The sequence below is a fragment of the Pseudomonas sp. Arb-4-2C genome (assembly GCF_055755015.1).
Genome location: NZ_CM146899.1, coordinates 2,293,818 through 2,318,319, shown reverse-complemented (window position 1 = coordinate 2,318,319; position 24,502 = coordinate 2,293,818). Strand labels below are relative to the sequence as shown.

At 61.4% G+C, this 24,502-nt stretch carries 24 protein-coding genes; 13 read left to right on the top strand and 11 right to left on the bottom strand.

Annotated elements, in window-relative coordinates; genetic code table 11:
• Positions 1 to 7: 7 nt before the first annotated feature.
• The gene (gene yecR, locus AC0J41_RS10345; protein ID WP_025111617.1) at positions 8 to 316 is read left to right on the top strand and encodes a YecR family lipoprotein; all 309 of its coding nucleotides are present in this window, start codon (positions 8 to 10) and stop codon (positions 314 to 316) included.
• A gap of 1 nt (position 317) precedes the next feature.
• Here the strand turns inward: yecR and AC0J41_RS10340 are convergent, their stop codons facing one another.
• Entirely contained in the window at positions 318 to 1,940 is a 1,623-nt protein-coding gene (locus AC0J41_RS10340; protein ID WP_473015445.1) for an ATP-binding response regulator, read from the bottom strand.
• Positions 1,941 to 2,054: 114 nt separating this feature from the next.
• Between AC0J41_RS10340 and AC0J41_RS10335 the strand changes: the two genes are divergently transcribed.
• Together AC0J41_RS10335 and AC0J41_RS10330 are read left to right on the top strand one after the other, a co-directional pair.
• Complete coding sequence (locus AC0J41_RS10335) at positions 2,055 to 2,669, top strand: LuxR C-terminal-related transcriptional regulator (protein WP_473015443.1); 615 nt, start codon at positions 2,055 to 2,057, stop codon at positions 2,667 to 2,669.
• 54 nt (positions 2,670 to 2,723) lie between these two features.
• The gene (locus AC0J41_RS10330; RefSeq protein ID WP_025111614.1) at positions 2,724 to 2,918 is read left to right on the top strand and encodes a PLDc N-terminal domain-containing protein; all 195 of its coding nucleotides are present in this window, start codon (positions 2,724 to 2,726) and stop codon (positions 2,916 to 2,918) included.
• A gap of 83 nt (positions 2,919 to 3,001) precedes the next feature.
• Here the strand turns inward: AC0J41_RS10330 and AC0J41_RS10325 are convergent, their stop codons facing one another.
• Entirely contained in the window at positions 3,002 to 4,000 is a 999-nt protein-coding gene (locus AC0J41_RS10325; RefSeq protein WP_473015442.1) for a bile acid:sodium symporter family protein, read from the bottom strand.
• Between the two features lie 85 nt (positions 4,001 to 4,085).
• Here AC0J41_RS10325 and AC0J41_RS10320 point away from each other — a divergent pair, with 85 nt between their 5' ends.
• The 4 genes from AC0J41_RS10320 (at position 4,086) to AC0J41_RS10305 (ending at position 9,260) form a co-directional block, all read left to right on the top strand.
• On the top strand, positions 4,086 to 4,874 hold the full coding sequence (locus AC0J41_RS10320; RefSeq protein WP_025111612.1) for an AraC family transcriptional regulator: 789 nt from the start codon (positions 4,086 to 4,088) through the stop codon (positions 4,872 to 4,874).
• Positions 4,875 to 5,013: 139 nt separating this feature from the next.
• Positions 5,014 to 6,726, top strand: coding sequence for an amidase (locus AC0J41_RS10315; protein ID WP_473015984.1), 1,713 nt, complete (start codon positions 5,014 to 5,016; stop codon positions 6,724 to 6,726).
• A 189-nt stretch (positions 6,727 to 6,915) separates the two neighbouring features.
• Entirely contained in the window at positions 6,916 to 7,881 is a 966-nt protein-coding gene (locus AC0J41_RS10310) for a TerC family protein (protein ID WP_473015441.1), read from the top strand.
• A 416-nt stretch (positions 7,882 to 8,297) separates the two neighbouring features.
• Entirely contained in the window at positions 8,298 to 9,260 is a 963-nt protein-coding gene (locus AC0J41_RS10305; protein ID WP_473013377.1) for an IS110 family transposase, read from the top strand.
• Between the two features lie 291 nt (positions 9,261 to 9,551).
• On the opposite strand, the gene AC0J41_RS10300 is transcribed toward AC0J41_RS10305, so the two are convergent.
• Positions 9,552 to 10,652 carry a polyamine ABC transporter substrate-binding protein gene (locus AC0J41_RS10300; protein WP_025111609.1) on the bottom strand — a complete coding sequence of 367 codons (1,101 nt, stop codon included), beginning with the start codon at positions 10,650 to 10,652 and terminating at the stop codon, positions 9,552 to 9,554.
• 249 nt (positions 10,653 to 10,901) lie between these two features.
• Positions 10,902 to 12,308 (bottom strand): purine-cytosine permease family protein, encoded by a 1,407-nt coding sequence (locus AC0J41_RS10295; RefSeq protein WP_473015439.1) that lies wholly within the window; start codon positions 12,306 to 12,308, stop codon positions 10,902 to 10,904.
• 324 nt (positions 12,309 to 12,632) lie between these two features.
• Between AC0J41_RS10295 and AC0J41_RS10290 the strand changes: the two genes are divergently transcribed.
• Both AC0J41_RS10290 and AC0J41_RS10285 read left to right on the top strand, forming a co-directional pair.
• Positions 12,633 to 13,118, top strand: a complete 486-nt coding sequence (locus AC0J41_RS10290; RefSeq protein ID WP_025111607.1) for a flavin reductase family protein — start codon at positions 12,633 to 12,635, stop codon at positions 13,116 to 13,118.
• 159 nt (positions 13,119 to 13,277) lie between these two features.
• Positions 13,278 to 14,321, top strand: coding sequence for an LLM class flavin-dependent oxidoreductase (locus tag AC0J41_RS10285; RefSeq protein WP_473015437.1), 1,044 nt, complete (start codon positions 13,278 to 13,280; stop codon positions 14,319 to 14,321).
• A 73-nt stretch (positions 14,322 to 14,394) separates the two neighbouring features.
• Here the strand turns inward: AC0J41_RS10285 and AC0J41_RS10280 are convergent, their stop codons facing one another.
• Positions 14,395 to 14,844 carry a winged helix-turn-helix transcriptional regulator gene (locus tag AC0J41_RS10280; RefSeq protein ID WP_473015436.1) on the bottom strand — a complete coding sequence of 150 codons (450 nt, stop codon included), beginning with the start codon at positions 14,842 to 14,844 and terminating at the stop codon, positions 14,395 to 14,397.
• A gap of 174 nt (positions 14,845 to 15,018) precedes the next feature.
• Between AC0J41_RS10280 and AC0J41_RS10275 the strand changes: the two genes are divergently transcribed.
• The gene (locus tag AC0J41_RS10275; RefSeq protein ID WP_473015435.1) at positions 15,019 to 15,837 is read left to right on the top strand and encodes an alpha/beta fold hydrolase; all 819 of its coding nucleotides are present in this window, start codon (positions 15,019 to 15,021) and stop codon (positions 15,835 to 15,837) included.
• A gap of 29 nt (positions 15,838 to 15,866) precedes the next feature.
• On the opposite strand, the gene AC0J41_RS10270 is transcribed toward AC0J41_RS10275, so the two are convergent.
• The 5 genes from AC0J41_RS10270 to AC0J41_RS10250 are packed head-to-tail and all read right to left on the bottom strand — an operon-like array spanning position 15,867 to position 20,686.
• On the bottom strand, positions 15,867 to 17,894 hold the full coding sequence (locus AC0J41_RS10270; RefSeq protein WP_473015434.1) for an LTA synthase family protein: 2,028 nt from the start codon (positions 17,892 to 17,894) through the stop codon (positions 15,867 to 15,869).
• Positions 17,895 to 17,916: 22 nt separating this feature from the next.
• Entirely contained in the window at positions 17,917 to 18,528 is a 612-nt protein-coding gene (locus AC0J41_RS10265) for a hypothetical protein (RefSeq protein WP_473015433.1), read from the bottom strand.
• Positions 18,528 to 19,823, bottom strand: a complete 1,296-nt coding sequence (locus AC0J41_RS10260; protein WP_473015432.1) for a sialidase family protein — start codon at positions 19,821 to 19,823, stop codon at positions 18,528 to 18,530. The genes AC0J41_RS10265 and AC0J41_RS10260 overlap by 1 nt, the downstream gene beginning before the upstream one ends.
• Before the next feature lie 51 nt (positions 19,824 to 19,874).
• Positions 19,875 to 20,420 (bottom strand): cytochrome b/b6 domain-containing protein, encoded by a 546-nt coding sequence (locus AC0J41_RS10255; RefSeq protein ID WP_473015431.1) that lies wholly within the window; start codon positions 20,418 to 20,420, stop codon positions 19,875 to 19,877.
• Positions 20,420 to 20,686 (bottom strand): PepSY domain-containing protein, encoded by a 267-nt coding sequence (locus AC0J41_RS10250; protein WP_007960465.1) that lies wholly within the window; start codon positions 20,684 to 20,686, stop codon positions 20,420 to 20,422. Before AC0J41_RS10250 ends, AC0J41_RS10255 begins: the two co-directional genes overlap by 1 nt.
• 170 nt (positions 20,687 to 20,856) lie before the next feature.
• On the opposite strand from AC0J41_RS10250, the gene AC0J41_RS10245 reads away from it, so the two are divergent.
• From AC0J41_RS10245 to mntP, 3 genes are all read left to right on the top strand, one after another.
• A complete protein-coding gene (locus tag AC0J41_RS10245) occupies positions 20,857 to 21,519 on the top strand; it encodes a response regulator (RefSeq protein ID WP_025111598.1) in 663 nt (220 codons plus the stop codon).
• The gene (locus AC0J41_RS10240) at positions 21,516 to 22,907 is read left to right on the top strand and encodes an ATP-binding protein (protein ID WP_473015429.1); all 1,392 of its coding nucleotides are present in this window, start codon (positions 21,516 to 21,518) and stop codon (positions 22,905 to 22,907) included. The genes AC0J41_RS10245 and AC0J41_RS10240 overlap by 4 nt, the downstream gene beginning before the upstream one ends.
• Before the next feature lie 287 nt (positions 22,908 to 23,194).
• Positions 23,195 to 23,758 (top strand): manganese efflux pump MntP, encoded by a 564-nt coding sequence (gene mntP / locus AC0J41_RS10235; RefSeq protein WP_025111596.1) that lies wholly within the window; start codon positions 23,195 to 23,197, stop codon positions 23,756 to 23,758.
• Position 23,759: 1 nt separating this feature from the next.
• On the opposite strand, the gene AC0J41_RS10230 is transcribed toward mntP, so the two are convergent.
• Complete coding sequence (locus AC0J41_RS10230) at positions 23,760 to 24,488, bottom strand: DUF72 domain-containing protein (RefSeq protein WP_473015428.1); 729 nt, start codon at positions 24,486 to 24,488, stop codon at positions 23,760 to 23,762.
• Between the last annotated feature and the right edge of the window lie 14 nt (positions 24,489 to 24,502).

The following is a 24,502-nucleotide window of genomic DNA, read 5'->3' as shown; positions in this document are numbered from 1 at the left end:
TCCCATCATGAAAACCCTGATCGCAACTCTCACCCTCACCGCCTTCGCCCTGACGGGCTGCGCCACGCCCAAACAGTGGGAAGCCACTGGTGGCAGCAAGAACGACGGCGTCGTTCAGGTCTCCTATGAACTGGGCCAGTTTGAAAGCGGCCAGACCAGCGCCGCGCAAGGCCTGACGGTCGCGATGGAGCGCTGCAAGACCTGGGGCTACAAGAATGCCGAGGTGACCGGCTCGGAGAAAAACATCTGCCGCACCATGGGCCAGTACAACTGCCTGCAAACCACCATCACTCAGGACTACCTCTGCAAGCGTTGATTCAGACCTCGACCGGTTCGGTTTGCCGGTCGCGCAGGGCCCGCAAGGTCGCGCGCAGCTCGGCCGGGCGTACCGGTTTGGACAGGATGGCAATTTGGCGGTCGTGCAAGGCCGCCTGTATTTTTTCAATGTCATGGCCGGTGATGATCATGGCCGGCACCGCGAAGCCGCGCTGACGCCGCACGGCGTCGATGCACTCGATACCGTTGCTGTGCGGGCCGAGGTCATAGTCGGCGACGATGATCTCGCAGTCCGTCAGCAGATCAACGCCCGTCAGCTCCGCCTGCACCACGCAGCCCCAACGCTCGAGCAGCGCCGAGGTTGCCAGCAGCACGTTGCGGTCATCCTCCACCAGACACACCTTCAAACCGGTCAACAGACCGACCTGCCGCGCGTCATCACGACCGGTCGACAACGGCGGCTGCGCAGCGACAGGCAACCCGAACAAGGTCACCGCCGTTCCCCGCCCAAGCTGCGAGCGCAGCGCGACATCGACACCCACCAACTGCCCCAGACGCTTGACGATCGACAGCCCGAGACCCACGCCTTCGACGTCCTTGTCACGCACCTGGCGCACCCGGTAGAACTCTTCGAAAACCTTGGGCAAATGCTCTTCGGCGATCCCGTTGCCCTGGTCATAAATCACGATCGCGAGCCCGGTTCCACGCCGACGGACACCCATCAGCACCGGACGATGTGCCCCGTATTTGAAGCAATTGGAGAGCACGTTCTGCACCATGGTCGCGAGCAGCGCCGGATCAGTTCGCACCCAGTAGGGGCAAGGTCGCAAGCGCAGTTCCACGCCTGCCCAACGCGCCGCTTCGGTATTCTGCCGGACCAGATCAGCGAGCCACTCGCCCAGATTGAACACCTGCAGCTTGGGCAGGACGCGTCCGTTGTCGAGGGTGTACAGATCGAGAATCGAGCGGAACAACTGCGAAACGTTGAGCAACGAACGGTCGATGTTGTCGACCAGTTGCCGCTCGTCCGCACCCAGCGGCGACTCGCGCAGGCACGCGGTAAACAGGCCGATAGAGTGAATCGGCTGGCGCAGATCGTGACTGGCCTGAGCCAGAAACCGCGACTTTTCCAGATTAGCCGCGACGGCCTCTTCGGACGCCTTGCGCGTACGCTCCAGTAGCAAGTGCGCGTAGAACGGGATCACCGTGCTGGTGAGCATCAGCATCAACACCATGTACGGTTGCGCCTGCCACACCGGCGTCAGCCGATAAACCGCCATCAACGCCACCAGCGCCAGCCCCGTGGCAATCGCCAGATAGCGCGAGCCGTAGCGCATGCCGTTGCCCAGGTTGACCCAGATGATCACCGCATACAGCGGCAACGCCGCTTCGCCACCGATCACCAGGCCAAAGCAGGTGCCGGTGTAATCGTGGACCATGCCGAAAATCCGCCGCGCCGGATAATGCCCGGGCCAACGCACGATGGCCTGGCGCAGGCCGATCGACGCCAGCAGAAACAGGGCGATGTAAACCACCACCGGCACATAGGTGTCGAAGCGCTGACCTGGCAAGACACCGAGCGCGCAGATATACACCATGGCAATGCTGGCGATGATAATCCGCAGATTGGCCTGATCCAGCTCGGTGTTTTTCTCGAACTTCATGGGCAACGTCCTTGTGCAACCGTCGTCAGATTCAGCACCCGGCGACAGGCAAACTGCGTCGGCGGTGCTAAGGTGCATGCCGTGAACAACGCCTGATCCAGGGAGGGTCACGCCATGACATGCCGAATCATCATAGCCGACGATCACCCACTGTTTCGCGAAGCCATGCGGCGCACCGTGCAGCGCCTGCTGCCCGAGGCGACGCTCGAGGAAGCCGGAGATCTCGACGCCGTGCAGGCCTTGCTGCCCGGCGGCAGCGAGCCGGACACGCTGATTCTCGACCTGCGTTTCCCCGGCCTGACGTGCATCAGCCAACTCGCCGACCTGCGCCGAAAGTTGCCGCGCACCACATTGATCGTGGTGTCGATGGTGGACGACGAAGCCCTGATCGGTGAAGTGATGGCGGCCGGCATCGACGGTTTCATCGGCAAGAACATCGCCCCGGACGAAATCGGTGAGGCGATCCTGGCGATCCGGGAAGGCGAAGTGCTGGTGAGGTTCGCACCTTCAGGGCTATTACCGCTGGAGACTGGCACCGCCCTCACCCCGCGTCAGCAGGACGTGTTGCGGCTGATCGCCCAAGGCAAGACCAACAAGGAAATCGCCCGGGCGCTGGATATCTCGCCGTTCACCGTGCGCATCCATGTGTCGTCGTTGTTGCGCGCGCTGAACGTGCCGTCGCGGGCAGCCGCCGCCGTGAAGTATTCGGGAGGCAGCGGGACAATTTAAATGAACCCTGCGCGCCGAGGCTCACCTAACTGAGAGACCATCAGGAGGTAGCCCATGCAAATTGAACCCGTCTGGATCGTACTCGCCGTCGTTCTTGTGATCATAGAATTGTGGGCGATCAACAGGGTGCGCAAGAGCGCAGACAAAGGCAGCAACAAGGGCGTGTGGATCATCGCCATCGTCTTCCTGCCGTTGTTTGGCCTGATTGCCTGGGCCTTGGCCGGCCCGAAACATGTAACTCAGGACTGAAAGGCTGTTTCTTGACCATGCCCTGCGCGGTCAACTGTGGGAGCGAGCCTGCTCGCGAAGGCTGACCGCCGGGCAACACAGCATTACGGATCGACCTGCGCCATCAACTCCGGCACCGATTCCGGCCGTTTTGCATAACGCTGCGCCAACACCGCGCAGACCATCAATTGAATCTGATGGAACAGCATCAGCGGCAGAATCAACACGCCAATCGTGCTGCCGGCAAACAGCACCTGCGCCATCGGCACGCCGGTGGCCAGGCTCTTCTTCGAACCGCAGAACAGAATGGTGATGCGGTCTTCCTGGCTGAAGCCGAACACCTTGCCCAGCAGCGTCGAGGCCAGCAGCACCAGCGCCAGCAGAATGCAGCAGACCACCACCAGACCCAGCAGATCGACGACCGGAATCTGATGCCAGATGCCCTCGTTGACCGCCTCGCTGAACGCGCCGTAGACCACCAGCAGAATCGAGCCCTGATCGACGAATTTCAGCCAGCTTTTGTTGCGCCCGACCCATGCGCCGATCCAGCGGCGGGCGATCTGCCCGGCAATGAATGGGAGCAGCAATTGCACGCTGATCTTCAGGATCGCATCCAGTGTCGAGCCGCCATCACCGTGCACGTTCAACAGCAGCGTCACCAGCAACGGCGTGAGGAAAATCCCGAACAGGCTCGACGCCGCCGCACTGCAGATCGCCGCCGGAATATTGCCCCGGGCGAGTGAGGTGAAGGCAATCGCCGACTGCACGGTGGCGGGCAACGCGCAGAGGTAGAGCATGCCCATGTACAGCTTGTCGCCGATCAGCGGTGACAGCAGCGGTTTCAACGCCAGCCCGAGGATCGGGAACAGCACAAAGGTCAGGCCGAACACCAACAGGTGCAAGCGCCAGTGGCCGGCACCGGCGATGATCGATTCGCGCGACAGCTTGGCGCCGTGCAGGAAGAACAGCAGTGCGATGGCGATGTTGGTCAGCCAGCCGAACCCGACCGCGACCTGACCGCTGGCCGGCAGAAAACTGGCGAGCAGCACGACGCCGATCAGGGTCAGGGTGAAGTTGTCGGGCAGGAATCTTGGGCGGGTCATGGGTTTGTTCATCCGGGGGTTGCCAGTACGTGACTGCGACTCTAACGTGAGCAGAAATTACCGACTAACGCCGAAGAGCCAGTAGATGCCGCCTAAAGGACACGAGAAAAGCTTCCGGCGCAGCATTCCCGGGCTACCCAGCCTGCCGCGTCCGCTGTACGGGCGCACCGAATCGTTGCCTAATCGCGCACTGACCCGGCGTCACAGTCACCCGTGGGTGCAATTGTCGTACGCGATTCAGGGTGTGCTCGAAGTGCAGACCAGCGCCGGGCGTTTCGTCGCACCACCGGAGCGCGCGGTGTGGATTCCGGCAGGCGTTCCGCATCGTGTGTTCAGCTCGCCGCACACCGAAATGCGCAGCTTGTACATCGATTGCAGCGTGGCCGGCTGGGCGCTTGAACGCTGTCATGTGCTCGGCGTCAGCGACCTGTTGCGCGAGCTGATTCGCGCGTTCAGTCGGGTGCCGGTGGAATACGACCAGAACGGTGCGCATGGCCGGCTGGCCCAGGTGATCCTCGATCAATTGGCCGAGGCGCCGCAGATCGACCTGATGTTGCCACTGCCGCAGGACAGTCGTCTGCGGCAGATCTATCAAAGCCTGGAGCAACATCCGGAACAGCAGACCACACTGCAGCACTGGAGCGAACAATTCGGCATCACCGAAAAAACCCTCAGCCGTTTGTTTTTACGCGACACCGGTCTGACCTTCCGCGCCTGGCGCCAACGCCTGCGCCTGTTGGGCGCGTTAACCCCGCTGGAGCGCGGCGAACGCGTCACCGATGTGGCTCTGGCCTGCGGTTATGACTCGACATCGGCGTTCATCGCTGCCTTCCGGCAGCAGTTTGGCGAGACGCCGGGAGAGTTTTTTCGTTGAGTTTTGTCGATATTTATCGAATTAGCACATGCCATTCGGCAAAGTTCAGGGTAGAGTTTCGCCCATACGGAATTCTTTACACGTTTCGACGATAACCATAATGACCCACCCCTTTAGCGAACCTGTCGGCGGTAACAGCATGATCGAAGTCACTGAAGTCTCCATTGCTCAATTACGCGCGGCGCTCGACGCCGGCCGGACCACCGCGGTTGAACTGGTGCAGGCCTATCTGGCCCGGATCGACGCCTACGACGGCCCGAACACCGCCACAGCGCTGAATGCCGTGGTGGTGCGCAACCCCGAGGCACTGGCCGAAGCCCAGGCCTCAGACGCGCGCCGGGCCAAGGGCGAAACCCTGGGCCCGCTCGACGGTATCCCTTACACCGCCAAGGACAGCTACCTGGTCAAGGGGCTGACCGCTGCTTCCGGCAGCCCGGCGTTTGCCGATCTGGTGGCGCATCGCGACGCGTTCACCATCGAACGCCTGCGCGCCGCCGGGGCAATCTGCCTGGGCAAGACCAACATGCCGCCGATGGCCAATGGCGGCATGCAGCGTGGTGTCTATGGCCGGGCCGAAAGCCCGTACAACGCCGCCTACCTGACGGCGCCGTTCGCCTCCGGTTCGTCCAACGGTGCCGGCACCGCCACCGCCGCGAGCTTCTCGGCCTTCGGTCTGGCGGAAGAAACCTGGTCGAGCGGGCGCGGCCCGGCTTCGAACAACGGTTTGTGCGCCTACACGCCGTCGCGCGGAGTGATTTCGGTGCGCGGCAACTGGCCGCTGACGCCAACCATGGACGTGGTTGTGCCGTACGCGCGAACCATGGCCGACCTGCTCGAAGTGCTCGATGTGGTGGTCGCGCAAGACCCCGACACCCGTGGCGATCTGTGGCGCCTGCAGCCGTGGGTGCCGATTCCGAGCGTCGACTCGGTGCGCCCCGCCTCCTACGCCGAACTGGCAGTGAAGCCTGCTGCACTGGCCGGCAAACGCCTCGGCGTGCCAAAGATGTACATCAACGCCGACCCTGAAGCTGGCACCAGTGAAGCCCCGGGCATCGGTGGCCCGACCGGGCAACGCATCAACACCCGCCCATCGGTGATCGACCTGTGGAAACAGGCCCGCGCCGCTCTGGAAGCGGCCGGCGCCGAAGTCATCGAAGTGGATTTCCCACTGGTCTCCAACTGCGAAGGCGACCGCCCCGGCGCACCGACCGTGTTCAATCGCGGCATCGTCTCCAAGGAGTTTCTGCACCACGAGCTGTGGGACCTGTCGGCCTGGGCCTTCGACGATTTCCTGCGCGCCAATGGCGATCCGAAGCTCAACCGTCTGGCCGACGTCGACGGGCCGAAGATCTTCCCGCACGACCCCGGCACCCTGCCCAACCGTGAAGGCGATCTGGCCGCCGGTATGGACGAATACGTGCGCATGGCCGAGCGCGGCATCACCCCGTGGGACCAGATCCCGACCCTGCCGGACGGCCTGCGCGGCCTGGAAAAGACCCGCAAGCTCGACCTGGAAGACTGGATGGACACGCTCACACTCGACGCGGTGCTGTTCCCGACCAACGCCGACGTTGGCCCGGCGGATGCCGATATCAATCCGGAATCGGCGGACATTGCCTGGAGCAACGGCATCTGGGTCGCCAACGGCAACCTGGCGATCCGTCACCTGGGCGTACCGACCGTCACCGTGCCGATGGGCATCATGGCGGACATCGGCATGCCGGTCGGCCTGACCTTCGCCGGTCGCGCCTATGATGACTCGAATCTGCTGCGCCTGGCCTCCGCATTTGAAGCCACCGGCTCGAAGCGTCAGGTACCGCCGCGCACGCCGGCGCTGACTTCCGGCAAGTAACAACACAGGACGGGATTGGGGCCGCAAAGGTCTCGATCCCGTCCTCTAACGCACTTCCCGCCTGCGCTCACCTCCAACACTTCGTTTTTCCCGAACTGATGCTCAGGAATAAGCGATTTTTCTTGCGCACAATCTCCCCGCTAGCATGGCCTCGTCTACTCCCAAACCCGCTCGGACAAGGAGAACGCCATGTCGCCCCTGAATATCGGCGAACCGTGGATGTGGGGCACCTTTATCGTCTTCGTCCTCGCCATGCTTGCACTGGACCTGTTCGTCTTCGGCGGACGCAAGGCGCATCGAGTGTCGGTGCGGGAAGCATCATGCTGGGTGATCGCCTGGTGCGCGCTGGCCATGGCGTTCGCTGGATTGCTCTGGTGGTACTTGAACGGCGAGTTCGGCGCCGAAATCGCTCAGCGCAAGACCCTGGAATTCCTCACCGGGTATCTGATCGAGCAATCGCTGTCGATCGACAACATGTTCGTCTTCGTGATGATCTTCAGCTACTTCGCCGTGCCGCCGGAACTGCAACGCCGGGTGCTGCTGTACGGCGTGCTTGGGGCGATTGTGATGCGTGCGGCGATGATCTTCGCCGGCGTGTGGCTGGTGTCGCAGTTCGAATGGTTGCTGTATGCCTTCGGGGTGTTCTTGATCATCACCGGGATCAAGATGCTGATGTTCGCCGAGCAGCAACCGGACCTCGACAACAACCCGTTGCTGCGCTGGGTGCGTGGGCATTTGCGGATCACCAAGGGCTTTCATGGCGAACGCTTTTTCGTCCGGCAGAACGGCGTGCGCTGGGCGACGCCGATGTTCCTGGTGCTGGTACTGATCGAGGCCAGCGACCTGATGTTCGCGGTCGACAGCATCCCGGCGATCTTCGCCGTCACCACCGACCCGTTCATTGTCTTCACCTCGAACATCTTCGCGATCATGGGCCTGCGGGCGCTGTACTTTCTGTTGGCGGACATGGCCGACCGCTTTCATCTGCTCAAGTACGGACTGGCGATCGTACTGGTGTTCATCGGCGGCAAGATGACATTGATGCCCTGGATTCACATGCCGGTGGAATGGTCACTGGCGGTGGTGGGCGGGGTGATTCTGGGATCGGTGGTGTTGAGCCTGATCGTCACCCGCAAGGAAAACGTCCAACTCTAGGAGCGAGCCTGCTCGCGATGGCGGTGTGTCATCCGCTGAAGATGTCGGCTGAACCGGCGCCTTCGCGAGCAAGCCCGCTCCCACAGGGGGATAGTCGGTGGATGGAGAATTCGGGGCTATCCGGGATCAAGGGTGGGAGTGGGCTTGCTCACGAAGGCGGTGTGTCATTTGGTGAAGATGGTGGCTGATCCGGCGCCTTCGCGAGCAAGCCCGCTTGTATGTTTAGACTTGAAGGGGTGGGCGGGACTAAAAGCTCGATTCCGACTCTAGCCAGTACGGACCGTGGGAGACTTCTCGTTCCGCCCCTTCTACCTAAAGCGCCGATAAAGAATTCATCGGTAGAACCGACGATAGAGGCAAGCCAGCGCTACGGTAGACCCCAACAAGCACCTAAACCCTAGCTCCGAGGATTCGTCATGACAATCCTTACCTCGCCAACGGTAGTTGGTATCGATGTCGCCAAGGCCGAAATCGTCGTTTACCGCGAAGACTTGAAAAATATCCAGTTCATCAGCAACGATCGCGCATCGATTGGCCGCTGGCTCAAGACCCTACCTGCTCATAGCTCGATTGCCCTGGAGGCCACGAGCCTTTACCACCTCGATACGGCTGAGCTGGCTCACGGCATGGGGCACCGTGTTTATATTGTGGACCCTTACCGGGTGAGCCATTACCGCGAAGGTGTTGGTCAGAGAGCAAAAACTGACCCCTGCGATGCGCGCCTGCTGGCGCGTTATCTTTCCAGCGAGCAGCAACGACTGCGGGTCTGGAGTCCACCTCCTCAGCTCTATACCGTGCTGAAAAGCCTGCTTAATAAGCGTGCACAGCTGGTAAAAAACCACGCTGGCCTCATGCTGAGCTGGTCAAGCGAACCTCTTTTGAAAGAACTCTCGGTCCAAGAGCGGGAACACTTCAAACGCTCTGAACAGGTGATTCAGAAATTGCTGCGCGAAATCAGCGAGGAGGCGGGCATCACCGAAAATATCCGGCGCTGTAAGGCGATTGAAGGGATCGGTGAGTTGACGGCCACGGGCTTGGCTACCACTTTTATGCGTGGTGATTTCGCCAGCGCCGACGCTTTTATAGCCTTTTTGGGGATGGACTTGAGGGCAAAGGACTCAGGGAAAAAGCACAGTCCTCGCCACCTGAGCAAAAAAGGTGATGGAGAGTTAAGGCGTCTTGCGCACAATGCCGCAATGGCTGCCTGCCGGTCTCCTGTTTGGAAACCGTTCTATGAGTCCTACTTGGCAAGAGGTCTGGCCAGAACTCAAGCCTTGGTCATCCTCGCCCGCAAGCTCTGCCGAGTGGCATTCGCTCTCATGAAAAATCAGAGCGAATACCAACCGAATGTGAGGTTGCAGGGTTCCCCTGCAACATAGAATCTCCCACAGGGGGTCGTCGGTGGAGGGAGAATTCGGGGCTATCCGGGATCAAGGGTGGGAGTGGGCTTGCTCACGAAGGCGGTGTGTCATTTGGTGAAGATGGTGGCTGATCGGGCGCCTTCGCGAGCAGGCTCACTCCTACAGGGGATTGGCGGTGGATGGAGAATTCGGGGCTATCCGGGATCAAGGGTGGGAGTGGGCTTGCTCACGAAGGCGGTGTGTCATCCGCTGAAGATGTCGGCTGATCCGGCGCCTTCGCGAGCAGGCTCATTCCTGCAGGGGAACGGTTTACTTGTCGGATTTGATGCTGGTCCACACCCGGGTGCGTACGCGTTCGAGCTTCTGCGGTAGTGGCTGGACGACGTACAGGGTTTTCAGCGCTTCGCTGGTCGGCGTCAGGTTCGGGTTGCCGGTGATGTCCTTGTTGACCAGCGACATCGAGTCCTTGTTCACGTTCGGGTAACCGAGGAAGTCGCTGATTGGCGCAATCACTTTCGGGTCAAGCAGCGTGTTGAGGAATTCATGCGCCTCTTCGACATTCTTCGCGCTCTTTGGAATCGCGAAAGTATCGAACCAGATTGGCGCGCCCTCCTTCGGCAGACGCCAGTCGACCACCACGCCGTTGCCCGCCTCTTTGGCGCGATTGCCGAACTGATAGAAGCTGCCGGAGTAACCAATGGCCACGCAAATGTCGCCGTTGGCGATGTCGGTCATGTACTTGGCCGAGTTGAAGTAGGTGACATAAGGGCGAATCTTCAGCATCAGATCCTTGGCCTTTTCATAGTCGGCAGGGTTCTGGCTGTTCGGGTCGAGGCCGAGGTAATGCAGGGCCAGCGGCAGAATCTCCGACGGCGAATCGAGCATCGCCACGCCGCAGGATTTGAGTTTCTCCATGTTCTGCGGCTTGAACACCAGATCCCAACTGTCCACCGGTGCGTTGTCGCCCAATGCAGCCTTGACCTTGGCCGGGTTGAAGCCGATCAGCACGGTGCCGTACATGTAGGGCACGCCATACTGGTTACCGGGGTCGTTGGCATCCAGCAGCTTGAGCAGCGCCGGGTCCTGGTGGCTCCAGTTCGGCAGTTTCGACTTGTCGAGTTTCTGGAACACGCCAGCCTTGATCTGGGTGTCGATGAACTGGTTCGACGGCACCACCAGGTCGTAGCCGGAGTTGCCGGTGAGCAACTTGGCTTCCAGCGATTCGTTGGTGTCGAAGGTGTCCCAGGTCACTTTGATGCCGGTCTTCGTGGCGAAATCCTTGGGCACGGACGGCAGGATGTAATCCGCCCAGTTGTACACCCGCAGCTCGCGCTGTTCGGCGTGCACCGCGCTGGCCAGCAGCGTCAGCCCACACACGGTGGCACCCAGAATGCGTTTGATCGTGACCATGGTTGTTTCCCCGGATTGCGACGTGAGATCGATGGTTTTTATGTTCTGTACACGGCAGTGGCTGTAAAGGTAGCCAAGGGCAAGGAAGGTTCAGCGTTTCGTTGTAGCGTTGATTCTTGCCGACAGCGGGGTCGCGGCACAGTGGGTGATGGGCCAAAAGGGGATCGAAATGGCCAATTTGAATGACCGCCGGAATGCGGAAACTAAAATGCCCGGCGCAGTGCCGGGCATTTCAAAGGGGAGACGAACTCAGTCGGTGTAACCCAACCGCGCCGCCCTGCTCCGTTGAGTCTGCCCACGAGTGGCGAGGCAGTAATACAGCGGCACCGTCACCACCAGGCCGAACAGCCACGACAGGTCCGCACCGTCCACCAGGTTGGCGTATGGCCCGACGTACAACGAGGTATTGGCGAATGGCAGCTGCACGATGATGCCGATGAAATAGGCAATGATCGCGTGCAGGTTGAAGCGCCCGTAAATCCCGCCGTCAGCACGGAAGATCGAAGTGATGTCATACACGCCGCGCTTGATCAGGTAGAAGTCGATCAGGTTGATCGACGCCCACGGCACCAGCACCAGCAGCAACGCAAGAATCAGCCCTATGAACTGCGAAATGAAATCCGCCGAGGCCCCCAGCGCGACCACACAGCAACCCGCCAACACCACGCTCGACAGCAGCACGCGCACCTTGATGCTTGGCGTCCACTGGCTGGCAAACGTCTGGATCGAGGTGATGATCGACAGCACCGCGCCGTACAGATTCAAGGCGTTATGGCTGATGATATTGAGCAGGAACAGCACCATCAGAATCGGCCCCAACCACCCGGTGGACTGCCTGACCGCCGCCATCGCCTCGGTGCCTTCAGGCGTTGCCAGCACCGCCACGGCGCCGAAACTGAAAGACAGAATCGTGCCCAGCGTCGCGCCCAGGTAAGTCGCGAAAAACGGCTTGGCGATACCGATGTCCGCCGGCAGGTAACGCGAATAGTCGGATACGTATGGCGAGAAGCTGATCTGCCAGATGATCCCCAGCGACACCGTCGCCAGCCAGCCCGACAGGTTGAAGCTACCGCGCGTCAGAAAGTCCGCTGGCAAATCGTGAGCAAAGATGTAAATGAAACCGGCGAGCAGCGCGCTGCCCATCACCCAGGTGCCGATGCGGTTGAGCGTATGGATGAAGTTGTAGCCGATCACACCAATCGCCGTGGCCGCCAGCGCACCCGTCAGAATGCTCAGCGGCGCGGGCACCGACGGCGCAATGCCGACAATCGATTTGCCGGCAAGGACGATGTTGGAAATGAAGAAACCAATGTAGATGAGCGCCGCGAAGAACACGATCAACAACGCGCCATAACGCCCGAACTGGCCGCGACTCTGGACCATTTGCGGAATGCCCATGCGCGGGCCTTGCGCCGACGCCAGGGCAATCACTACCCCGCCGATCAGGTGCCCCAGCGCAATTGCCAGCAACCCCCAGAGCAAATCGAGATGAAACACCTGAACCACCATGGCGCCGGTGACGATGGGCAGTGGCGCGATGTTGGTGCTGAACCACAAGGTGAAAAGGTCGCGGGCCTTCCCGTGGCGTTCCGCGAGTGGGACGTAGTCGACCGTATGATTCTCGATCAACGGATCTTGCCGGGACATCTGGGACATATGCATGAACTCGAGTTTGTCTGTTCTTATCTTTGTATGAAGCCAAATCGGGGGAGCTCTGTGGCCGCCCCTCAGATGCAGACCATATTATGGTATTCCAAACATTTCACAAGACTGATCCGTAGTTTGCAGCGCTATCTGATACGCCATCCTCACTGATACCGCGGCCTGCAGGCCAGCCAGAAGTCCAATAAACGCTGAGTTTCCGACGAAACAACTACGTTTATCGGTTTAGCCCAAAAGCCCTTGCAAAGAAAAAATACTGGTATACCATCAGACCAACAAACACATAAAAATAGCGTTACAACACCCGAGGACCGTCCAATGATTGATGCCGCCATCTACAAACAAGTCATGGGCTCGTTCCCGTCCGGCGTAACCGTTATCACCACGCTGGACGATGACGGTCAGATTGTCGGCCTGACCGCGAGTGCGTTCAGCTCACTGTCGATGGACCCGGCGCTGGTGCTGTTCTGCCCCAACTACAGCTCTGACTCCTACCCCGTGCTGATCAAGAACAAACGCTTCGCGATCCACGTCCTGTCCGGTGGCCAGCAAAGCGAAGCCTATGCCTTCGCCCGTAAAGGCAAGGACAAGGCGCAAGGCATCGAGTGGACATTGAGCGAACTGGGCAACCCGATCCTGGCCAACGCGACAGCTATCATCGAGTGTGAGTTGTGGCGCGAATACGAAGGCGGCGACCACGCGATCATGGTCGGCGCGGTGCAGAACCTGATCGTGCCCGAGCAGCACAGCGGACCGTTGGTGTACTGCCACGGCAAGATGGGCGCCCTGCCGGTTCTGGCCTGAGCAAAATTTCAGCCCCACAAAAATCCACTGTGGGAGGGGGCTTGCTCCCGAAGGCGGTGTGTCAGCCACCAGAGATTTCGATTGATCCACCGCTTTCGGGAGCAAGCCCCCTCCCACACAGTTTTGTAGCCTCAACAATAAAAGATCCGAGGAAGCGTCATGAAATTTTCCCTGTTCATCCACATGGAACGCTGGGACGAAAGCGTCAGTCACCGCCAACTGTTCGAAGACCTGACCGAACTGACCCTGATGGCCGAGGCCGGTGGTTTCAGCACTGTGTGGATCGGCGAACACCACGCCATGGAATACACCATCTCGCCGAGCCCGATGCCGCTGCTGGCCTACCTCGCCGCCAAAACCACGACCATTCACTTGGGCGCCGGCACCATCATCGCGCCGTTCTGGCACCCGCTGCGAGTGGCCGGTGAATGCGCCCTGCTCGACGTCATCAGCAACGGGCGCATGGAAGTTGGCCTGGCGCGTGGCGCCTATCAAGTCGAGTTCGATCGCATGGCCGGTGGCATGCCCGCCTCCAGCGGTGGCCAGGCCCTACGAGAGATGGTTCCGGTGGTCCGCGCCCTGTGGCAAGGCGATTACGCCCACGACGGCGACATCTGGAAATTCCCGACCTCGACCAGCGTGCCGAAGCCGATTCAGAAGCCAAACCCACCGATGTGGATCGCCGCCCGCGACCCCGACTCGCACAACTTCGCCGTGGCCAACGGCTGCAACGTGATGGTCACGCCGTTGATGAAGGGCGACGAAGAAGTGGTCGACCTGAAGAACAAATTCCAGACCGCCCTGGACAACAACCCCGACGTCCCGCGTCCGCAACTGATGGTGCTGCGCCACACCCACGTGCACACCGCCGATGACCCGGACGGCTGGAAAGTCGGCGCCAAGGCGATCTCCCGCTTCTATCGCACTTTCGATGCGTGGTTCGGCAACAAGCAAACCCCGGTCAACGGCTTCCTGGCCCCGAGCCCGGAAGAGAAATTCGCTGGCCGTCCGGAGTTTGAACTGGAGAGTCTGCACAAGACCGCGATGATCGGCACGCCCGAAGAAATCATCCCGCGGATCAAGTACTACCAGGAACTGGGGGTGGACGAGTTCAGCTTCTGGTGTGACAACAGCTTGCCGCATGCGGAGAAGAAAAAATCGCTGGAGCTGTTCATCCAACATGTGGTGCCGGCGTTTCGCTAAGGACTCTGCGGGTTGAGATCGAGCAAGCAAACGCCCCGACAATGTTTCGGGGCGTTTGCGTTCAACGCTTCGGTCAGTGCACAACGCCCAGTTGCGTCGCCACCTCTTGCGGTGCCAGCAGGCGGCCGTCGGCCGAACGCAATTCCAGCTTCCTGATCGGCTGACGCTGCTGCGCATCGACCATCACCGAACCCGCCTCCCCCGGCGCGTACATGTGCTCCCCACCCCATTGCGATAGCGCAACAATCACCGTCTGCAAGGCTTTGCCGCGCTCGGTCAGCACGTATTCCTTATAGGCACCGCCATCGGCGGCCGGCACCGTTTGCAGAATCCCTTGCTCCACCAGGCCCTTGAGCCGGGCACTGAGCATGTTCTTGGCGATGTCGAGGTTCTTCTGGAAATCACTGAAGCGACGAATGCCCTCCAGCGCATCGCGGATGATCAGCAGCGACCACCAGTCGCCGATCAGGTCCAGCGTGCGGGCGACCGGGCAAGCGTTGCCGTGCAGGCTTTTGCGCTTCACAGGGGGTATCTCCTTCAATCCTGGCGTGTGGTTGCATCTTACAACTGTGCTCGCGCAAAAGAACCCCACGCCGACAGCGCAGCACCTGCATACAAGTGGCGACGTTCGATTGCGCGGATAGTCAATCCTGCTTTCAAAGTCCCTCCCGTACGCCCACTCAAGCAAGGAGTTTCCATGAGCACATTCACCACCGACGACGGCACCGAGATCTATTTCAAGGATTGGGGCAGCGGCAAACCCGTGCTGTTCAGCCATGGCTGGCCGCTGGACGCCGACATGTGGGAATACCAGATGGAGTACCTGAGCAGTCGCGGCTACCGCACAATTGCCTTCGACCGCCGCGGTTTCGGGCGCTCCGATCAACCGTGGAACGGCTACGACTACGACACCTTTGCCGATGACATCGCGCAGCTGATCCAGCACCTGGACCTGCGCGAGGTCACGTTGGTCGGCTTCTCCATGGGCGGCGGCGACGTCAGCCGCTACATCGCCCGCCACGGCAGCGAACGCGTTGCCGGCCTGGTGCTGCTGGGCGCGGTGACGCCGCTGTTCGGCAAAAAATCCGACTACCCGCAAGGCGTCGACACGGCGGTGTTTGACGGGATCAAGGCCGGCCTGCTCAAGGATCGCGCGCAATTCATCGCCGATTTCGCCGCGCCGTTCTACGGCACCCATCAGGGCCAGACTGTCTCCGACGGCGTGCTGACGCAAACCCTGAACGTCGCCCTGCTGGCCTCGTTGAAAGGCACCGTGGATTGCGTCACTGCGTTCTCGGAAACCGACTTCCGCCCGGACATGGCGAAAATCGACGTACCGACCCTGGTGATCCACGGTGACGGCGATCAGATCGTGCCGTTCGAAACCACCGGCAAGCAGGCGGCGGCGCTGATCAAAGGCGCCGAGCTGAAAGTCTACGCCGGCGCACCTCATGGCTTTGCCGTGACGCATGCCCAGGCACTGAATGAAGACCTGCTGGGCTTCCTGAACCGCTGACACGCCGCGCTGACCGGGCGCCCGCCTGGTCAGCGCACGTTGCGATACAGCATCAGCCGCGCGCTCTCGTGCAGCCCCCGCGTCAATTCCAGTAGACGCTGGAACTCCTGCGGGTTTTGCTCCGCCACGTTATCCAGCGGCGTATTCGATGCCAGGTCATGCAGCGTCGGTAAACTGCCGTCATGCTCCATCTGCAGCAGGAAATCCTTCGTCACCCCGCCAATCAACGGGAACGTCCCCTCGCGCAACACCAGCGGCACCACACGCTCACCTTCCGGTGCCGGTTGCTGGACATCGCGGCCCATCGCGCCGTTGCGAAACGGTATGCCGGCCATCCCCGCCACGGTCGGCAACAGATCTGCCAGCCCCACCGCGTCCTCGATAACCCTGGGCGCCAGCAGCCCCGGTGCGTGGATCAGCATCGGCACATGATTGCTTTCCAGCCCCAATAGCTCGAACGCGGGCGGCATGTGCGGGATCTGACTGATGCGCGTGTTGTGGTCGCCGAAGAACACAAAAATCGTGTTGTCGTAATAGCCACCCGCCCTGGCCAGCGCCATCAACTTGCCGATGTTGAAATCCAGCAGGCGCACCGCGTTGTACTGCTCGACGCTGCGCGAACCGGCGGCCTGCACCTGTTCCAGCGACAGATTGCTGATCTGAAAACCGTCGTTGTCCTTGGGAATGGTGAACGGCCGATGGTTGCCCGAGGTTTGCACGTAGGCAAAGAACGGTCGGTCCTTCGGCAGATCGCGCAGGATCCGGTCGCTCTCCTTGAACAGATCCAGATCGGAAATCCCCCACACGTCCACCAGCGGCGAACGCCAGTCGCTCTCCTGATACAAGCGCACGCCGTCGATGCTTTGCTGGATCAGCGCATTGATATTGGCCCAGCCGGCGTTGCCGCCGATCATGTAGAGCTTCTGGTAATCGCTGAACGCATTGATCAGCGTGTGCTGGCGGGTGATCAGCGGATGGCGTGTCGCGGTTTCGCGACGGGTGACGTCCGGCACCCCGGTGATACTCGCCCACACGGTTTTCGCAGTGCCGGTGACCGGCACATAAAAGTGCTTGAAGAACCAGCTGCGGGCCGCCAATTGATCGAGGTTCGGCGTCGGGTTCAGCGGGTTGCCGTAGGCGCCGACGGCGCTGGTGCCGAGCGATTCGAGCATGACGAACATCACGTTCGGCGTGCCCTTCAGCTGATACGGCTGCACGGCTTGCTGACGCTCGAAAGTCAGGGTCTGCGCATTCGGCTGGTCCACTCCCAGATACCGCGCCACCACCGGGTAATGTTCGCGCACTTGCTGCTCATCGAACTGCGCCTGCCCGGCCTTGAGCGTGTCGTACAGGAACAGCACCGGGTTCAGGCCCACCGCGGCGATCTGGCCGTTGCCGGAAAAAAACGCATCGCTCCAGCGCAGCGGCACCGGATTTTCCAGATTGAGATTTTCCACCCGGCCGAGCAATGCCAGCAGCACCGCGACCACACCCAACCCTGCACCCAGTGCCAGCGACGAACGACGGATGACCTTGGGTTCACGGGCCAGCGTCAGACGCTCCAGCGCTAGAAAGCCGTAGAACCACAGGCCCAGTGTCGCCAGCCAGCCAAGGGCGATCCACACCACCGGATAGGTTTCCCACACCATCTGCTGCGAGATCTGCGTGTCGTCCAGAAAACGCAGCACCGTAGCGTTGATCCGCACGCCGAGGTAGGCGTAATGGCCGAAATCGATGATGTACAGCAGGCCCACCGCACCGAGCGCCAGCAACCAGTAAACCCGCACCAGCACGCGCAACCAAGGCAGGCGCGTGAGGTTCCAGCGTGGCAGCCAGGCCAGCAGCGCCAACGGCAATATCAGCAACACCGCCAGACGCAGATCGAAGCGCAAGCCGATGCCCAGGGTTTCGCGCAGCGCCGGATTATCGATGAACTCGCCGGGCGCGATCCCGGAAAATCCCAGCACGAATACCAGCCTGAGCACAGCAAACAACAAGAACGCCAAACCTGCCGCACCCACGCCGTAGCGCAGGCGGCGCGATTGCAACCAGCCCATCATTGACCTCTGTGTCATTGGTTCAGATAGAAGATGTCGGGGCCGCCGGTACAGGTCGCAGCAAACGCCAGACCTCGCGCAGGCACAGCGTCGCACCGGCCACCAGGCAATAACCCGCCAGGAGCGGATCGATCAGGTAATCCCAATAGTTTTCCGAGGCCTTGAGTCGCAGCGCAAAGGCCAGCGTACCCAGCGCGAGCATCAAGACTGCCAACGCATTGCCCAGCCACAACAACGCCAGCGTCAGCAGGCCGATAGCGACGATCAGCGACCGTGGGTTGAAGCCCCAGCGGTACGGATCGACATACGTCAGGCCCATCGTCGCCGGATACAACAGCGCGGCCAGCACGGCAAACAGCACCAGCACCTGAACCCGCGCCGACAGTGCCTGCTTCCTTACGACGCCGAGCCGGACCAGACTGGCCCAGCCGAGCAACACCAGGGTGGTGATCGCCAGATCGTCGGTAAAACTGCGCAGGTACGCCGCCACAGGCAGATCACCGACCGGAATGAAACTGACCGCCGCCAGTACCGGCAGCAGCCACGGACGCCAGCGTTGCGTGCAGTGCATCGAACCCAGCAGGACGAAACCGAGCAGGATGAAAGTCAAATGGGCTTGCCAGAGAAACAGCATCACAGGCGCTCCGCCAGCCAGGCTTCATTGAAGCTGACGTGTTTGATGAAGGTGTTGTTCCACGAATACACCAGGTGATACAGCCCGTCGCTGCCCCGGCTGAAGTACGGATATTCGTACTCGAAATCACAGCCCTGCGGCTTGCACACCCGGTAATCCAGATTGCTCAGAAAGCGCTGTTCCAGCGGCAAGCGTCGGGCACCGCTGGAGGCGCGAAAGCCTTCGCCGATGATCGCCTTGTAGGCTTGCGGGGCGAACGGTTGGCCGAGCGGGTCGGGCGACTGATCAAGTTCGATCACATTGCGCCAGTGATTCAGGTCGGCATCGGTACCGTACAGGCTGAGCTTGAAGCGTCCGTCCTGCAGATCGTTCAGCGCCACCAGCAAACCGTTGTCATCGGTGCCCACCGCCGCCAGCGACGAGTTGGGATTGGCCGGCTCCAACGGGTACGGCTCGCTCCAGGTCTGCCCGGCATCCTCGGTGCGGCTGGCCAGCACCCGATGATGGGTCTCGCCGGCATAGCGCAGCATCGCCACGGCACGTCGCCCGTCCAGCGGCACGATGGTCGGCTGCAACGAATGCTTGCCACGGCTGATGCGGAATTTGTCGATCACCGCGCCGTCCGCGCTCAGGTACAGATACTCGGCGAATTTGCCCATGAACTCGTGGTACACCGGCAGGCCGATCGAGCCGTCGGCATGGAACACCGGCGCCGCGCGCACCAGCGTGCTGATGTTGAAAAAAGGCGACGTGATCAACTGCCGTGGCGCCGTCCAGTTGCGCCCGAAATCATCGGAGACCATCACGTTGATCGCGCTGGTGGCCCAGCCACCGACGGACACTGACACGTAAAACATCCACAGGCGCTGATCCGGCGCGAGGGCAATTACCGGGTTGCCCAGTTTGCGGATGTAACGCCGGGTGCCGTCGCGGGTCGATTCGCGGGTGGCCAGCACTTGCTCGGCGCCCCATTCCGCCGTGTCGGCGTCGTAACGCGCGGTGCGGATCTGCACGTCGGCAGCGCCCTCGCGGGAGCCGGCAAACCACACCGCCATCAGGTCGCCGCCCGGCAGCGCCGTGACCGACGACGAATGCACGAAATCATTCAATTGCGAGGAGACGAAGCGGCTGTTGTACAGCGGTTCCGGCGCCTGCAACGACGCATCGATCCGCGGCGTCGCCACGGCAAACGGCGCCAGTACATGGGCCGGGTGACTGCGCCAGGCACCCCAGAAAATCAGGCACACGGCCAGTCCGCCAAGGGTCAGTTTCAAGCGATAGGACAGCGCACGCATAGTGGACTCACGGCAAGGACAGGATGGAGGGTCATCGGCAAAACATCCTTGTCAGCGCGTCGGATCGTCCGGCAAGCGGCGACGGCGTCCTGTGAGCATCGACAACGGCAAGTTGTCGCGAACCAGATAACTTTCGAACAGCGCGGCGGCGATATGCAGACACACCAGCACCAGCAAGGTGTCGACCGCGGTTTCGTGCACCTGCAACGGCCAGTCGGCGCCCCACAAGGCGTCGACCTCTTCCATGGCCCAGCCGCTTGCGCCAGCGGTGAACATCGCCAGCAGCATCAGAATCATCACCAGCGCGCCAATCGGCGAATGCCCGAGGCGATGCTCGGGCCTGCCGGCAATCAGCGAACGCGCATGGGCGATCAGCCGCGCCGGCGTCGGCCAGAAATCCGCCCAGCGCGCACTGCGTGGCCCGACAAAGCCCCACAGCAGTCGGACCAGCAGCCAGCCCATCGCGTAATAGCCGAGCCAGACGTGCCAGTCATCCCCGGCTTCATTGAAGAAATAATTGGCGACGAAGACGCCCGCGATGGACAGATGAAACAGCCGCACCACGGGGTCCCACAGGCGCAGGGACGCGCTCGGCATCAGCCCTTGATCTCGGTCTTCACCGCTTTGCCACTGACCGGGTCGTGGTAGATCTCGACCTTGCGCTTGTCCTTGTCAAAGCCATAGATCTCGTAGCAGTTGCCGTCGGTGACCTTGAACTTGCTGATTTCGTAGCCTTGGGCCTTGAGCTGCTCCTGAAAGGCTTTCTGGTCTTGCCATTGCGAGCGTTCGGCGGTGGTGCATTGCGGGCCAGCGACGGCCAACGGGCTGGCAACGATCAGGGACAACAGCAGAAGTTTGCGCATGGAAACACTCTCGCTCGATGAGGAAGGCCTCACTGTGCAAAAGCAACCTTAGTGAAAGCTTAGTTGGCAACGAGTCGTTACATCTTTCCCGTCGGGTGAGCTGCCACAGCCGGCTGCGCAGCGGCATGATGCGGCCGGTCACCCGCCCTGTTTCTGCAAGAGAATCCGCTATGCGCCTACTGCTGGTCGAAGATGATCGCGCCCTCGGCCAAGGCATTCGCGTTGCCCTCGGCAGCGAAGGCTACACCCTCGACTGGTTGCAGGACGGGGTCAGCGCCTTGCATGCCCTGCGCAGTGAAAGCTTCGATCTGCTGCTGCTCGACCTCGGCCTGCCGCGCCTCGACGGCCTGGCGCTGTTGCAACGGCTGCGCGGCGAACAACTGGATCTGCCGGTGCTGATCCTCACCGCCCGCGACGGCACCGCCGAACGCATTGCCGGGCTGGACGCCGGTGCCGACGACTACCTGATCAAGCCGTTCGATGTCGATGAATTGAAAGCGCGTATCCGTGCCCTGTTGCGCCGCAGTCAGGGCCGCGCGCAACCGGTGCTGGAGCACGCCGGAGTGTGCCTCGACCCGGTCACGCAACAGGTCAGCTGGCACGGCAACGAGGTGGTGGTGACGCCGATGGAATATCAACTGTTGCACCAACTGCTGGCCCGCCCCGGCAAGGTTGTCACTCGCGAACGCCTGTCCCGGGCGCTGTATGGCTGGCAGGAACGAGTCGAGAGCAACACCCTCGAAGTGCTGATCCACAACCTGCGCAAAAAGCTCTCGACCGAGTTGATCCGCACCGTGCGCGGTGTCGGCTATGTGCTGGAGCTCAAAGCATGATTTCCATCCGTGCGCGGATTCTGGTGCCGGTGCTGATACTGGTGTTGATCGGCGATGTGCTGATCAGTTGGCTGGTGCTGCGTGACAGCCACCATGAGATCGAAGAAGTCTACGATGCCCAGTTGGCGCAAAGTGCCCGTCTGTTGCAAGGCGTGCTGGCCCAGCGCGCGCCGGGCGACAACGACTGGAGCCGGCTCTATCAGGCCTTCGATGAAGCCATGAGCCGGGTCGGCGACGGCGAGGCCGCGCACCCTTACGAAACCCGGCTGACCTTTCAGGTCTGGCGCAGCGACGGGCAGTTGCTGGTGCGCTCGGCCGAGGCGCCGGAACTCGCGGCGCCACCGACCACTCCGGGCTCGCATGACCTGATGGAGAATGGCCGCGACTGGTGCGCCTTTCTGCTCAAGGATCCGCAACAGGGGCTGCTGATCTGGGTCGGCGAGCGCGACGATATTCGCCAGGACCTGATCGAGCGCATCGTCGGCCACACGCTGTGGCCGAGCCTGATCGGCGTACCGTTGCTGGCCGCGCTGATCTGGCTGACCATCGGCTGGGGCCTGCAACCGCTGCGCGCCATGGCGCAGAGCATTCGCGGGCGTGACACCGAAACCCTGAAACCGCTGCACCTCAGCCCTCTGCCGCATGATCTGGAGCCGATGCAAACCGCGCTCAATCGCCTGTTGCAGCAGATCGACAATCTGCTGGCCCGCGAGCGCCGCTTCATCGCCGACGCCGCGCACGAACTGCGCACGCCACTGGCGATCCTGCGGATCCATGCGCAAAACGCGCAACTGGCCGCGACCTCGCAACAGCGCGAAGAAGCCCTGGAATATCTGGTCAGCGCCGTGGATCGGGCGACGCGCATCGCCAGCCAATTGCTGACCATGGCGCGTATCGAACCGCGCCTGGCCAACCCCGAAACCAGCGCGGTGGACCTGACCGAACTGGTCCGCGAAGAGCTCGCCGAACTGGCGCCGCTGGCCCTGGAAAAAGACGTCGAACTGATCCTCGACAGCGAGCACCCCTGCCCAATCGAAACCGACCCGGTAGCCCTCGCCATCGCCCTGCAGAATCTGGTGACCAACGCCCTGAATTTCGCCCCGCCCGGCAGCGAGGTGCGGGTGCAGGTGCAACCGCAGGCAGGCGGTGCGGTGTACATCAGCGTCGAGGACGCCGGGCCCGGAATCAACGAATTGGAATACGCGCGGCTGTTCGAGCGTTTCTACAGCCACGGCCACGGCAATGGCGCCGGACTCGGGTTGGCGATCGTGCAGATGATCGTCAGCAAGATCGGCAGCTCGCTGCAGTTGTATAACCGAGCGCAGGGCGGGTTGTGTGCCGAGTTGCGGATCAACGAAGTTCCCAAGGGCCTGGCATCGGCCAGTTAAAATCCAGTGGCTCGCCACAGGAAATTCTGATCACAGAAGGCTCAAGGTGAGTGGACCTCTTCAGCTCGACTCTTTTGACAAAATTTTCATATTTGCCCGATTAAGATCCGGGGCCTCGTTGGGGAGTAGCCTGTTTCCGAGTCCCTCGGAAGCGTTCGTATCAACATTCTCGGCAACACGCCGTGGTGCGAACACCTTTTGGTTGGTGAGACCGACGACACATCCATGCCTAAAGTCGGGCGTGTGGTTGTGTCGTTGACTCATAGCCCGACTGGAAGTGTGCCCCCGTGAATCCTGTTTCCCTCATTTTCCTCGCCCTGGCCATGTCCACGGACGCGTTCGCCGCGGCCATCGGCAAAGGCTCCAGCCTGCACAAACCGCGTCTGAGCGAAGCACTGCGCACCGGTCTGATCTTCGGTGTGATCGAAGCCATCACCCCGATCATCGGCTGGCTGATCGGCCAGGCCGCCACCCGATGGGTCGCCGAATGGGACCACTGGATCGCCTTCACCCTGCTGGTCATCCTCGGTCTGCACATGATCTACAACGGCCTCAAACACGAAGACGAGGAAGAAGAAAAACCCGGTCAACACTCGTTCCTGATTCTGGCGGTCACCGCGTTCGCCACCAGCATCGACGCGCTCGCGGTCGGCGTCGGCCTGGCATTTGTCGACGTGAATATCTGGGTGGCCGCAGCGGCCATCGGCCTGGCGACCATGACCATGGTGACCATCGGCGTGATGCTCGGTCGGGTACTCGGCGCAGTGGTCGGCAAGCGTGCGGAAATCGTCGGTGGCGTGGTGTTGATGATCGTCGGCGCGACCATTCTGTACGAACACTTGTCCGCCTGATTCAACCCCTGACCAATGCTGCCAGTGCCAATGCGTTCCCCAAGGCGGCGCCACTGGCGGTGTTGTCGAAGATACACCAGGTCGCGGCGCCTTCTGCTGTCGCGACTTTCAGCTGCTGTGCCAACGCTTGCAGATAACGTTCGTCGTAGGTGCTGTGGTAAATGCGTGGTGAGCCGTGCAGCCGCCAATAGCGTATACCCGGCCAACCCTGCACTGAGCCATCGGTACTGATCCGCGAGGGATCGACCACCACTTGGGCGATGCGATACGCCCGCAACATCGGTTCCGCCGCCACCCACGATTCATGCCGTGGTTCAAGCACCACGTCACCGTCGAATCGCTGTCGCAACGCCACGAAAAATGCTTCAGCACTGGCCGGCGCAAATGCCAGCGATGGCGCAAGCTGTACCAGCAAACATCCCAGCCGATCCGCCAGGCCGCCGCACTGGCCGAGGAACTCATCCAGCGCCTGATCACAGTTTTCCAGGCGCAATTCATGGGTGATCCGTTTCGGTACCTTCACCGAAAAACGAAAGTCCGACGGTACCGAATCCGCCCAGCGCTCATAGGTCTGACGACGATGCGGGCGATAGAACGAGCTGTTGATTTCCACCGCATTCAGCCGCAACGCATAGCGCTGGAGGTGAGTGCCCTGCTGCGCAAACTCAGGCCGATACTCGCGCCCGAGGCTCCAGCCCGCGCAGCCGATGAAAATCGTTGGTGCCGTCAATCGCTCTCCCTCAT

Excerpts from the sequence above, each read along its gene's own strand:
- yecR (WP_025111617.1), top strand. The coding sequence starts at position 8 with ATGAAAACCCTGATCGCAACTCTCACCCTCACCGCCTTCGCCCTGACG.
- AC0J41_RS10340 (WP_473015445.1), bottom strand. The coding sequence starts at position 1,940 with ATGAAGTTCGAGAAAAACACCGAGCTGGATCAGGCCAATCTGCGGATT.
- AC0J41_RS10335 (WP_473015443.1), top strand. The coding sequence starts at position 2,055 with ATGACATGCCGAATCATCATAGCCGACGATCACCCACTGTTTCGCGAA.
- AC0J41_RS10330 (WP_025111614.1), top strand. The coding sequence starts at position 2,724 with ATGCAAATTGAACCCGTCTGGATCGTACTCGCCGTCGTTCTTGTGATC.
- AC0J41_RS10325 (WP_473015442.1), bottom strand. The coding sequence starts at position 4,000 with ATGACCCGCCCAAGATTCCTGCCCGACAACTTCACCCTGACCCTGATC.
- AC0J41_RS10320 (WP_025111612.1), top strand. The coding sequence starts at position 4,086 with ATGCCGCCTAAAGGACACGAGAAAAGCTTCCGGCGCAGCATTCCCGGG.
- AC0J41_RS10315 (WP_473015984.1), top strand. The coding sequence starts at position 5,014 with ATGATCGAAGTCACTGAAGTCTCCATTGCTCAATTACGCGCGGCGCTC.
- AC0J41_RS10310 (WP_473015441.1), top strand. The coding sequence starts at position 6,916 with ATGTCGCCCCTGAATATCGGCGAACCGTGGATGTGGGGCACCTTTATC.
- AC0J41_RS10305 (WP_473013377.1), top strand. The coding sequence starts at position 8,298 with ATGACAATCCTTACCTCGCCAACGGTAGTTGGTATCGATGTCGCCAAG.
- AC0J41_RS10300 (WP_025111609.1), bottom strand. The coding sequence starts at position 10,652 with ATGGTCACGATCAAACGCATTCTGGGTGCCACCGTGTGTGGGCTGACG.
- AC0J41_RS10295 (WP_473015439.1), bottom strand. The coding sequence starts at position 12,308 with ATGTCCCAGATGTCCCGGCAAGATCCGTTGATCGAGAATCATACGGTC.
- AC0J41_RS10290 (WP_025111607.1), top strand. The coding sequence starts at position 12,633 with ATGATTGATGCCGCCATCTACAAACAAGTCATGGGCTCGTTCCCGTCC.
- AC0J41_RS10285 (WP_473015437.1), top strand. The coding sequence starts at position 13,278 with ATGAAATTTTCCCTGTTCATCCACATGGAACGCTGGGACGAAAGCGTC.
- AC0J41_RS10275 (WP_473015435.1), top strand. The coding sequence starts at position 15,019 with ATGAGCACATTCACCACCGACGACGGCACCGAGATCTATTTCAAGGAT.
- AC0J41_RS10270 (WP_473015434.1), bottom strand. The coding sequence starts at position 17,894 with ATGGGCTGGTTGCAATCGCGCCGCCTGCGCTACGGCGTGGGTGCGGCA.
- AC0J41_RS10265 (WP_473015433.1), bottom strand. The coding sequence starts at position 18,528 with ATGCTGTTTCTCTGGCAAGCCCATTTGACTTTCATCCTGCTCGGTTTC.
- AC0J41_RS10260 (WP_473015432.1), bottom strand. The coding sequence starts at position 19,823 with ATGCGTGCGCTGTCCTATCGCTTGAAACTGACCCTTGGCGGACTGGCC.
- AC0J41_RS10255 (WP_473015431.1), bottom strand. The coding sequence starts at position 20,420 with ATGCCGAGCGCGTCCCTGCGCCTGTGGGACCCCGTGGTGCGGCTGTTT.
- AC0J41_RS10250 (WP_007960465.1), bottom strand. The coding sequence starts at position 20,686 with ATGCGCAAACTTCTGCTGTTGTCCCTGATCGTTGCCAGCCCGTTGGCC.
- AC0J41_RS10245 (WP_025111598.1), top strand. The coding sequence starts at position 20,857 with ATGCGCCTACTGCTGGTCGAAGATGATCGCGCCCTCGGCCAAGGCATT.
- AC0J41_RS10240 (WP_473015429.1), top strand. The coding sequence starts at position 21,516 with ATGATTTCCATCCGTGCGCGGATTCTGGTGCCGGTGCTGATACTGGTG.